This is a genomic window from Flavobacterium sp. MFBS3-15, from assembly GCF_026107645.2.
GTDB lineage: Bacteria > Bacteroidota > Bacteroidia > Flavobacteriales > Flavobacteriaceae > Flavobacterium.
Genome location: NZ_JAPCHV010000024.1, coordinates 38,095 through 48,388 on the forward strand (window position 1 = coordinate 38,095; position 10,294 = coordinate 48,388).

The window sequence follows — 10,294 nt, forward strand, 5'->3', positions numbered from 1 at the left end:
TGTATAATGTTCAGTAATAAACGCTATATGTTTTGCGTCACCAACGCCGTAATCTTCTTGATTTCCTGTTCTTTTTCCTTGGGGTAAATGAGCAGGATACGCTCCTTATCTACAATGATATAATCGTTCAGGCCGTCTACAATCACAATCTTTTCCTTATCGGTCCTGATGATATTGTTTGACGAGTTTTCAATAAACAGCCTCGCATTTACCACGGTATTATTATTGGCGTCTTTATCCAGCTTGTCATGCAGCGAACCCCATGTGCCTAGGTCATTCCAGTCGAAAGATGCAGGCACAACGTATACATTCTCCGCATTCTCCATCACGGCATAGTCAATGGAAATATTTTCAGAGTCAGCATAATTTTCCTCAATCCATCCCTTTTCATCAGCCGTATTGTAACTATCGCTGCCACTCATGAACAGGCCGTACATAACCGGCTGGAATTTTTCGAATGCTTTGGTAATCGTCCTGGCGCTCCAAATGAATATACCTCCGTTCCACAGGAAATTACCGCTTTCCAAAAACGTTTTGGCAGTCTCATAATCCGGTTTCTCCCTGAACTGGAATACCTTTTTGACAGGATTCTGGTCCTGCGTACCATACTCTATATAACCATATCCTGTATTGGGAAACGTTGGCTTTATGCCAAGCGTCATCAGCACATCTTTATCCTGCGCATAATCGAATGCCATTTGCAGGTTATCAATAAAGGCCTGCTCGTCTTCAATCCAGTGGTCGCTTGGGGCTACTACCATCACAGCATCGGGATTTTGCTTCTGTATCTTTAATGATGCGTACAATATGCAGGGCGCTGTATTGCGCATAGCGGGCTCCAGCAATACCTGTTCCTGCTTTACCTGCGGTAGCTGCTCCAATACAAGGTCATTGTAGAGTGCATTCGTAAGGATCAGTATGTTTTCTTCGGGGATAAGTTTTGAAAGCCTGCTGAATGTTTTCTGGATAAGCGTTTCGCCTGTGCCCAGCATGTCATGGAACTGCTTGGGGAATTGCTGTGTACTCACAGGCCAGAATCGTGAGCCTACGCCCCCCGCCATCAGTATGGCATAATAATTATTGTTCATCGGTTGATTGGGTTATTTCAGGGTAAAGGTTTTAATTTATATGTAAATCTCAAAAGCGTTTAATCAACATTTAACATCATGGCAGTGGCTCAACCTCGGCATTGGGACTAAAAAGGTAGGTAAGCCCCGAGCTAACCTCCACGCATTCAAACCGTTTGACACGCTGCGCCCCCCTTTGGAATATTTTTCCATTACGTATCCTGAAGATGCCCCCATAGGGCACCTGGAACACATACGTTTTATCAGTAGCCTCATCAAACTGCTTTAGGGCAATCGACAGCGAAGCATCCGTATCGCTGCTGGCTTTCGGGTTCCTGAAGTGCCTTGCCAGCAAGGGCAATAGCTGGTTCGGGAATATCTCCGGCCGAATAAAGGATACCATCAGCTTTTGGAAAGTGAGCTTCCACTCCTCCCCATGAGGCTTTATATTGCGCCCGTATTTTTCAAAGGCTGCCAGGTGGGCAATCTCATGTATAAGCGTCATCAAAAAACGGTACTTGTTCAGGCTGGCATTTACCGTAATACGGTGGTAGCCGCTATCATCGCGCCGGTAGTCGCCATGTCGCGTAACACGCTCGTTTACTATCTTCAAATGGACACCGTACAGTTTTATCAATTCAAAAACTGCATCAGTAGCATGTTCCGGTATGTAGCGTGCCAGTACGTCTTTCACTTTTTTCTATGGGGTACTGGAGGAAACCTGCAGCACCTTCCCATTATAGTATTTATTCCCGGTGAGGGCAAAGTTATAAATATAATCAGCCATTTCCGCGGGCGAAAGCGGCGCTTCATATCCCGGGAAAGCCTCCCGAAGCATTTCGGTATTTACAGCACCCAGTGCCAACACGTTAAAGGCAATGCCCCGCTCATTATATTCCTCTGCAAGCAGTTCTGAAAGCGTTGTTGCCGCACCCTTGCTCGAGCTGTATGCCGAAAGTCCACTGAATTTAACGGTTCCCTGTACGCCTCCCATACTGCTGATGGTGACCACGTGCCCGCCCTTTTTCATATACGGCAGCACTACCCTGTTGAGGGCGGCAACACCAAAAACATTCACTTTATAAATGTACTCAAATTCATCAGCAGTTATCTGCTCAAACGGCTTAAGGAGCAATGCCCCTGCATTATGGATCACAATATCGGCATGCTGCCATGTGCTGTCAATGAAATTTTTAATGCTTTCTGCACCGGCACTTTCCGATAGGTCGGCCGCCAGGCAGGTAATATTGGGGTTATCCAGCAGTTCTTTTGGCATTTTACGGGAAACAGCCAGTACACTGTGCCCTGCCCCTGCAAACTGCAATGCCATCGCGTAGCCTATCCCCCTGCTCGTCCCGGTAATAATTATCTTCTTCATCTTATGTAGTGGTAATTTCTTTAAGCTGTGTGCTTGCCATCGCAGCAATAACAGGCAGCATTTCGTTTATCACCCCGGTTATGTGTTGTATGTCTAAATTCCCTATTTCATCATCTATAGTATGCACCTGGCCGTAATTTTCCATGTTAAAGGTTGTAACCGAATGTGCCGGAACCCCAAACACATCATTGAACGGATAGTTATCTGAATTCCAGTACAGCACAAGGTTGGGTACCGCGGCAAGCGCTTTAAAAAACACTTTGCCTGCATAGCTGTTAAAGCAGGCACCCATATTCGACCGTTCAAACCCGGTGAGGTACACAGTGCCATCTTCCAACGGCACACCGATCATCTCAAAATTCACCATTGCATAAATGGGAAAATTTGCCGCTTTTAGCCTTTGTGTAAGATGGCCGGATCCTTTTCGCCCATCTTCTTCGGCTGTAAAAAAACAGAACAACAGGCTGCGCTTGTTATCTCTCCTTGCGGCAAAATATCTGGCTATTTCAATTACGGCTGTTACTCCCGATGCATTGTCATTGGCCCCGTTATACACAACATCCTGCTCAGGACCTCCCCCAACCACCACTCCTTCATGGTCATAATGGGCGCCAATTACCACATATTCATGTTTTAGCACCTCATCACAACCTTCTATGTGTCCCACAATGTTATAGGTAGGGCTGCCATTATGTAAAAAACCATCCCTGTATGACTCAAAATAAGGAAGTATGCCGTTATCAGAAAACACACCCTCGAGGTATTGTGCCGCCAACTCAATACCCTGCGTACCGGGTTTCCTGCCCTGCAATCCGTCAGAAGAAAGATAGGCGACCGCTTCATAAACGGACTGTTCGCTTACCTTTAGATGTGATGCAAGGCCTCTGTGCGGCATAATTTACTTTTTCAGTGTAATTTCCTGTGTTTTTGCATTGACCATCTTCTCTACCACCGGTATCATCTGCTGGATGAATGACGTCATGTGTTTAGTATCCATGGCCTCAAACTCATCATCAAGCTTATGGTAAAACGGGAAAGTACTCATCTCTGTAGTGCTAAGCGTATGTGAGGGCACATTGAATTCAAGGAAGAACGGATAATTATCCGAAAATTTGAAAAGTTGATACTTCATCTCAAATTCATTCGACCCGATAATCTTTTTGCCTGCATACTCATTGAACTTGTCTGCCATGTTGCTCTTCGCGTAACCGGTAATGAAAGCAAGGTTTTCACCGCCAAGCGGCACACCTGTCATTTCAAAGTTCAGCATGGTGTAAATATTGAAGCCCTGGCCACGAAGTTTCTCCGAAAGATGGTAGCTGCCCAAAAGCCCGGCCTCCTCAGCCGAGAAAAAACAAAATAATATGCTACGTTTGTTGGTCTTATGCTTTCCGTAATAGTTTGCCAGCTCAGCAACAGTAGTGGTGCCCGTAGCATTGTCATCGGCACCGTTAAATATGTCGTCGCCGTTAACGGCCACTATTGCCACCCCTATGTGGTCGTAATGCGCACCGATAACCACAAACTCATTTTTCAGTTTAGGGTCGGTGCCTTCCAGTACCCCTACAATATTATATGCCGTCTTTGCATAATTGGAAAGCGTATCGCGATAGGTAGCAAAATAAGGCTTAATGCCGTTTTTTTGCAGCACATCTTCAAGATAAACCGCTGCCAGGTCCATTTCAGGTGTTCCGGGAGCGCGGCCCTTCATCTCGTCTGAAGTAAGGAATTGCAATGTCGCAGAAACACTTTTTTCGTCAACTTTATAAGGTTTGCTTTGTGCACAGGAAAGGGCTACAAACCCAAAAGATGCCCACAGCAAGGACAATATTTTCTTCATAATGCTCTATTTGACAGCTAAAGTAAGAAAAAAAGAGCAGTCGAGGGATTAAATTTGTGTCAGGAAATGGATACAGGAAAAATAAAACCCGTCCTGAAAAGGACGGGTTTAGTATCATTTAGCAACAATTGAAGCTTATGCCAGCATCGTTACCGGGTTTTCTATGTATTGCTTCAGCGTTTGCAGGAACTGTGCCCCTGTAGCGCCGTCTACCGTGCGGTGGTCGCAGGTAAGGGTTACTGTCATCGTATTGCCTACAACGATCTGGCCATTTTTCACAACCGGCTTCTGCACAATGGCACCTACCGAAAGTATTGCCGAGTTCGGCTGGTTGATGATAGAGGTAAACTCCTGTATGCCGAACATACCTAAGTTAGAAACCGTAAATGTGCTTCCGTCCATTTCAGCAGGGGTCAGCTTTTTGTTCCTTGCTTTGCCGGCAAGGTCTTTCACTGCACCGCCAATTTGCGAAAGCGACATCATGTCGGTAAACTTAACTACAGGCACCACAAGGCCATCTTCTACCGCTACGGCAACACCAATGCTGATGTGTTTGTTGTAGATGGTTACATCGTCCTTCCACTGGGTGTTGATTTGCGGGTGCTTGCGAAGCGCCATGGCGCAGGCTTTGATAACCATGTCGTTGAACGACACTTTGGTATCCGGCACCGCGTTGATCACATTGCGGCTCGCAATCGCGTTATCCATGTCAAGCTCAATGGTAAGGCTGTATTCCGGAGCGCTGTATTTCGATTCGGCCAAACGGCGCGCGATGGTCTTGCGCATTTGGTTGTTTTTCACCTCTTCGGTAGCCACCTCGCCTACAGGGGTATAAACCGGAGCTGATGCAGGAGCTGATGCCTGTTGTGCAGGAGCAGCTTGCTGTTGTGCCGGCTGGGCAGCCTGTGGCGTATAATTCTCAATATCTTTCTTCACGATGCGGCCGTTCTCGCCACTGCCTTTTACCTGCTCAAGGCTTACACCTTTGTCTTTGGCAATCTTGCGTGCAAGCGGAGATGCAAACACCCTTCCGTTATCATTGGCAGGGGCAGCTTCGTCTGCTTTAGGCGCTTCGTTAGATTCTTCTTTCTTATCTTCAGCAGGCTTGTCTTCGCTTTTGCTTTCAGCAGCCGGGGCACCGCCTTTACCAAAGTTTTCGGCAACACCGCTCACATCAGTACCTTCAGGGCCAATGATGGCAAGTATGCTGTCAACCGGGGCCGTTTGGCCTTCCTGTACGCCAATGTACAATAAGGTACCGGCATTGAACGACTCAAACTCCATTGTTGCCTTGTCAGTTTCAATCTCAGCAAGGATATCGCCTTCAGATACTTTGTCGCCTACTTTTTTCAGCCATGTAGCCACGGTACCATCGGTCATGGTATCGCTAAGGCGTGGCATGGTTACCACTTTCACTCCTGCAGGAAGTTCAGCCGGAGCCGATTTCTTTTCCTCAGCAGGCTTGTCTTCTTTTTTATCTTCTGCCTTTTCAGCAGTTTTTTCTTCCTGTTTTGGCTCCTCTTTCTTTTCAGAGTCGCCGGCAGGGGCAGCCTTACCGTCAAGAAGGGTTTTATAGTCCTCGCCTTCTTTTCCGATGATTGCCAGTACCGAGTCAACTGCGGCCGTCTCGCCTTCGTTTACTCCTATGTATAACAGCGTACCTGCGTCAAAAGCCTCAAATTCCATTGTGGCCTTATCAGTCTCTATCTCTGCGAGGATGTCCCCTTCTTTAATTGTATCGCCAACTTTCTTTAGCCACGTAGCCACAGTACCTTCGGTCATGGTGTCGCTAAGGCGCGGCATTGTAATGATCTTTGCCATGGTTTATTGTAGTTTATGTGGTAAGAATGGATAGTTTTCCTGTTCGTAAACAACGTCATACATCACGCTAAGGTCCGGGTATGGTGATTCCTCTGCAAATTTCTCGCATTCTTCCACCAGGTTCTTCACCCTTTCGTCGATAGCTTCAATTTCAGCGTCGGTAGCATAGTTGTTTTCTTTGATGATGTCCAGCACCTGGATGATCGGGTCAATTTTCTTGTACTCCTCAACCTCGTCTTTTGTCCTGTAGTGCTGCGCGTCGCTCATTGAGTGGCCACGGTAGCGGTACGTTTTCATTTCAAGGAAGGTTGGGCCATCGCCCCTGCGCGCCCTTTCCATGGCTTCGTGCATGGCTTCGGCAACTTTCACAGGGTTCATGCCGTCAACCGGGCCGCATGGCATTTCGTAGCCAAGACCCAATTTCCATATATCGGTGTGGTTAGCCGTACGTTCTACCGAGGTACCCATGGCATAACCGTTGTTCTCTACAATGAATACTACCGGAAGTTTCCACAGCATTGCCATGTTGAATGCTTCGTGAAGCGATCCCTGGCGTGCGGCACCGTCACCAAAGTAGGTAAGGGTTACACCGCCGGTTTCAAAATACTTGTCTGCAAATGCCATACCGGCACCTACAGGTATCTGGGCACCTACGATACCATGCCCCCCGTAGAAGCCATGCTCCTTAGAGAAGATGTGCATCGAGCCGCCAAGGCCTTTTGAAGTACCTGTGGCTTTACCCAAAAGCTCGGCCATAACCCTTTTCGGGTCTACGCCCATGCCTATCGGCTGCACGTGGTTACGGTAAGCAGTGATCATTTTGTCTTTAGAAAGGTCCATGGCATGAAGCGCTCCTGCAAGCACTGCCTCCTGGCCGTTGTATAAGTGAAGGAAACCTCTGACTTTCTGTTGAATGTACAGGGCTGCCAGCTTGTCTTCGAACTTTCTCCAGAACTGCATATCCTCGTACCACTTCAGATAAACTTCTTTTGTTATTTCTTTCATTGCTAAGTTATTGTTGCTAATGTGATTTTGTAAAAAATGTTTTTGGAACCGCAAAAAGTCTCCTTACACAAATTGCGAATTGCAAAAATAGGATTTCCCCTTTAGAAGTAAAAATTTATAGGAAGTATTTTGATAAATTTTGAAAGGCAACAATGATGAGAGAGAATCGGGCAAACGGGTACGGATTGTGACCATGAGTTACCAACATTTCACAAATTTATGACCCGGAGTGAAAAGAGCCCACAAAGCCTCATTTAATACAGCCCGATAGCCAATAATGAAACCCAACTTTAACTTATTTACCAAGGGCACCTGAAATTAAAATTTTAGTTTTGTTTTTTACAGTATCTATCATGAAAAAATCAGTTGCCCTGTTAATCTTACTTAGCATAACTTCTTTACTCAATGCCCAAAGCATTGAGCCGGCAGAAAGCCAAATTCATTTTTTCAAGGTATGGAACTATGTAAAATACTACCACCCTTCTGTGGCGGGCGGCAGTATTAATGCGGATACTTTATTTCTGCAAAACATTGGCACAGTTGACCAAATTAAAACAACAGAAGAATTCAATGCTTTTGTAAGCTCGTTTTTAGACAAACTACCGAAGGCAGAAAATAAAAAGCCTTTTAAAAGCACCGCAAAGCTGCTTACAAAAAACAGGGATAAAAAATGGTTTACATCGGGCAGGCTTTTCAATAAGAGCAACAAGAAAAAACTTGTCGAAATTTTTGAAAACCGATACACCGACAGCATTCATCATTACATTAGTGACATTCGCTATATCCCCGACATTCCGAACGAGCCTGAATACCCGTTTGCTGTAACGGAGAATATCCCTTACAAATTTCGTATGCTGACCCTGGCTAAAATACAGGGAGCAGTAGATTACCTGTTTCCGCACAAATACCTGATGGATAAAAATTTTGACAGCCTCCTGAAAACAAAACTGCCTTTAGCTGTCGCTTGTAAAACGCGGCAGGAGCATGAGGTAATTTTGCTGGAACTGGTTGCTGCGTTTGATGATACACACGCATTCAAATTCATCAAACAGGCCAAATTCAGGGAGCAAATTTTCAGGAACAGCTTCTTCCCTCCTTTTAAATATGTTGTGTTTGATGACAGGATCGTTGTGACAGAAATAATACTGCCTGATTATTGCGCTAAAGCGGACATAAAAGTAGGTGATGCCATTGTAGAGGTTAATGGTGAACCTGTTACTGCTTTATTGAGCAGGACAGCGAAATGGGTATCCGTATCAAACCGGGCAACCTTACGGCATTATTTTTCAGATTACATCAGAAACCTTGTCTGGCAATCGGAGACAAAAGACTTCGAACTTACCGTTATGCGAGACCGCTCCAAAACATTAAAGGCTGTCGAATTCGTGTACAACCGCGATGCTGCCGGCGTGAAACGGATCACGGACTATATTAACAGTGTAGTACCTGATAAGCGGACCGACATGAACCTTGACATAATCTCCGGCGACATTGCTTATTTCAAGATTGGGGAAACTTTCCGGTTTATAGAGACTGTGCCCGATGATAAAATCTTTACTACCACGGATAGCATCATGAATATAGCGGCCCGCCAGAAAGGAATTATCCTCGATATGCGGAATTATCCCGACTGGGGTGGTTTCGTGTTCACCCTCTATAAGAATTTTGGCAGGTATCCCAACCGTTTTGCCGATTATTTTGAGATCAATAAAAAAGAGATTGGCACCTTCATATTGAACAATAACTATGAGACCTATAACCATCCCGACATCAAAGCTGATGGCGGTTCCTATAACGGAAAAGTAGTGATTATCGTAAACCCCGAAACTTTGAGTATGAGCGAATGGAATGTAATGAACCTGCAAAACATTTTTCCGCAAAGCATAACCATAGGAGAACAGTCGGCAGGCGCCGATGGTGACGAAAAAATGTTAATGCTCCCCGGAGGCTACAAAATGAATTTTACGGGAAATGCTATATTTTACACTAACGGAACCTCTGCGCAACGCAAAGGGGTACGGATTGATAAGTATATGCCCTCCACACCTGAAAACCTTCTGAACACGAAAGATTATTTGCTGGATGAGGCGATCAGGCTCATTAAAAATTAAGCTTTACTTTGCTGAAGACATTAAAATAAAGCATAAACGCCTTCATATTATGCTTACAAACAATCCTTTATCAAACACAAACGGGAGCAGTTTTTCAGGAATCGGATTCCTAAATCTTCTATAGGTTTCTATATCCCATCCGTTTCATTATCGGGAGGGCAATCTTTCGTCACGTCAGAAAAGAGCTTTTCAAAATCTTCTTTCAGGCCTTTTTCATCAACATGGTAAACATGGCTATCTGCACATTCATACCAGCCATAATGAAAAATATCTATCCGGGCATGGGCAACACTATCGGGAGATTTGCGATTGTGATTGTAACGGCTCATGTAAGAGCGCTCAATACTTTCATAACCATAGCTTTTTGCCCTCTTTTCGATCAGCTTCCGCCAAGCCTCAAGAACATCGGCATCATCGGCATTAAGTGTTTCGGCATACTCAGTGCAATATTCATGAAAGGGATTATCCAGAAAGGTTTGCGGGGAAGCAATACCCTCAAGGGAAACGCGTACAAAGTCATATATTTCTTTTAATTCCCTGAGCCTTGACTGGCGCAGATCCTCCCATTTTGCGCCGGGTACCAGCTCCAACCTTTCCAGGTGTTCCCTTTTTTGGACATATTCCTCATCGAGCTTAGCCAGTTCCTTTTCCAGGTTAAACTCATACAGCGCACGGGGAAAGGAGGGCGAAGCGTTACTAAGATAGCCTGTCACATGCCATAAATAATAGGTGCCTTCAAGTTGATGCGGAGTATACTGTGCAGCCAAATAGGTTCCTTCATAGTTACAGGCATCGTGCCACCATTTATAAACTGCCGTGCCTTTACGCACAGAATCTATTACCGGTTTGTTTTCTTTCAATTCAACCCCTGTAGCCTGCTGTTTGTCATTGCAGCCCATTATAAGGGCCGCCAGGAAGAATACATATATTAATCGTGTTTTCATAGCAAAGAAAAAGGGGCTGTCTCAAAAGTGAGGCAGCTCTAATTTTTTAAACAAATAAGGGAGCCCTCGGGCTCCCTATATTCTGCAAGTTTGTTAACTTGCGGTGTGTATAATAAATCAAAAGTAAT

At 45.2% G+C, this 10,294-nt stretch carries 9 protein-coding genes; 1 reads left to right on the forward strand and 8 read right to left on the reverse strand.

Going from position 1 to position 10,294, the window contains the following annotated elements; all coding sequences use genetic code 11:
• Positions 1-23: 23 nt before the first annotated feature.
• The 7 genes from OGH69_RS17115 to pdhA form a co-directional block, all read right to left on the reverse strand.
• Complete coding sequence (locus OGH69_RS17115; protein ID WP_265175717.1) at positions 24-1,088, reverse strand: mannose-1-phosphate guanylyltransferase; 1,065 nt, start codon at positions 1,086-1,088, stop codon at positions 24-26.
• Between the two features lie 76 nt (positions 1,089-1,164).
• Complete coding sequence (locus tag OGH69_RS17120; RefSeq protein ID WP_265175718.1) at positions 1,165-1,761, reverse strand: SprT-like domain-containing protein; 597 nt, start codon at positions 1,759-1,761, stop codon at positions 1,165-1,167.
• Positions 1,762-1,767: 6 nt separating this feature from the next.
• Positions 1,768-2,445: an SDR family NAD(P)-dependent oxidoreductase gene (locus OGH69_RS17125; RefSeq protein ID WP_265175719.1), complete on the reverse strand. Its 678-nt coding sequence runs from the start codon at positions 2,443-2,445 to the stop codon at positions 1,768-1,770.
• Between the two features lies 1 nt (position 2,446).
• Positions 2,447-3,340, reverse strand: coding sequence for a M20/M25/M40 family metallo-hydrolase (locus OGH69_RS17130; protein ID WP_265175720.1), 894 nt, complete (start codon positions 3,338-3,340; stop codon positions 2,447-2,449).
• A gap of 3 nt (positions 3,341-3,343) precedes the next feature.
• Positions 3,344-4,285, reverse strand: a complete 942-nt coding sequence (locus OGH69_RS17135) for a M28 family peptidase (protein WP_265175721.1) — start codon at positions 4,283-4,285, stop codon at positions 3,344-3,346.
• Positions 4,286-4,420: 135 nt separating this feature from the next.
• Positions 4,421-6,106 (reverse strand): pyruvate dehydrogenase complex dihydrolipoamide acetyltransferase, encoded by a 1,686-nt coding sequence (locus tag OGH69_RS17140; RefSeq protein ID WP_265175722.1) that lies wholly within the window; start codon positions 6,104-6,106, stop codon positions 4,421-4,423.
• A 3-nt stretch (positions 6,107-6,109) separates the two neighbouring features.
• Positions 6,110-7,111: a pyruvate dehydrogenase (acetyl-transferring) E1 component subunit alpha gene (pdhA, locus tag OGH69_RS17145; protein WP_265175723.1), complete on the reverse strand. Its 1,002-nt coding sequence runs from the start codon at positions 7,109-7,111 to the stop codon at positions 6,110-6,112.
• Between the two features lie 353 nt (positions 7,112-7,464).
• Here pdhA and OGH69_RS17150 point away from each other — a divergent pair, with 353 nt between their 5' ends.
• On the forward strand, positions 7,465-9,222 hold the full coding sequence (locus OGH69_RS17150) for a S41 family peptidase (protein WP_265175724.1): 1,758 nt from the start codon (positions 7,465-7,467) through the stop codon (positions 9,220-9,222).
• A gap of 128 nt (positions 9,223-9,350) precedes the next feature.
• On the opposite strand, the gene OGH69_RS17155 is transcribed toward OGH69_RS17150, so the two are convergent.
• A complete protein-coding gene (locus OGH69_RS17155; protein WP_265175725.1) occupies positions 9,351-10,166 on the reverse strand; it encodes a hypothetical protein in 816 nt (271 codons plus the stop codon).
• Positions 10,167-10,294: the final 128 nt, after the last annotated feature.

Coding starts and splice junctions, on each gene's coding strand:
- OGH69_RS17115 (WP_265175717.1), bottom strand. CDS start 1,088: ATGAACAATAATTATTATGCCATACTGATGGCGGGGGGCGTAGGCTCA.
- OGH69_RS17125 (WP_265175719.1), bottom strand. CDS start 2,445: ATGAAGAAGATAATTATTACCGGGACGAGCAGGGGGATAGGCTACGCG.
- OGH69_RS17130 (WP_265175720.1), bottom strand. CDS start 3,340: ATGCCGCACAGAGGCCTTGCATCACATCTAAAGGTAAGCGAACAGTCC.
- OGH69_RS17135 (WP_265175721.1), bottom strand. CDS start 4,285: ATGAAGAAAATATTGTCCTTGCTGTGGGCATCTTTTGGGTTTGTAGCC.
- OGH69_RS17140 (WP_265175722.1), bottom strand. CDS start 6,106: ATGGCAAAGATCATTACAATGCCGCGCCTTAGCGACACCATGACCGAA.
- pdhA (WP_265175723.1), bottom strand. CDS start 7,111: ATGAAAGAAATAACAAAAGAAGTTTATCTGAAGTGGTACGAGGATATG.
- OGH69_RS17150 (WP_265175724.1), top strand. CDS start 7,465: ATGAAAAAATCAGTTGCCCTGTTAATCTTACTTAGCATAACTTCTTTA.
- OGH69_RS17155 (WP_265175725.1), bottom strand. CDS start 10,166: ATGAAAACACGATTAATATATGTATTCTTCCTGGCGGCCCTTATAATG.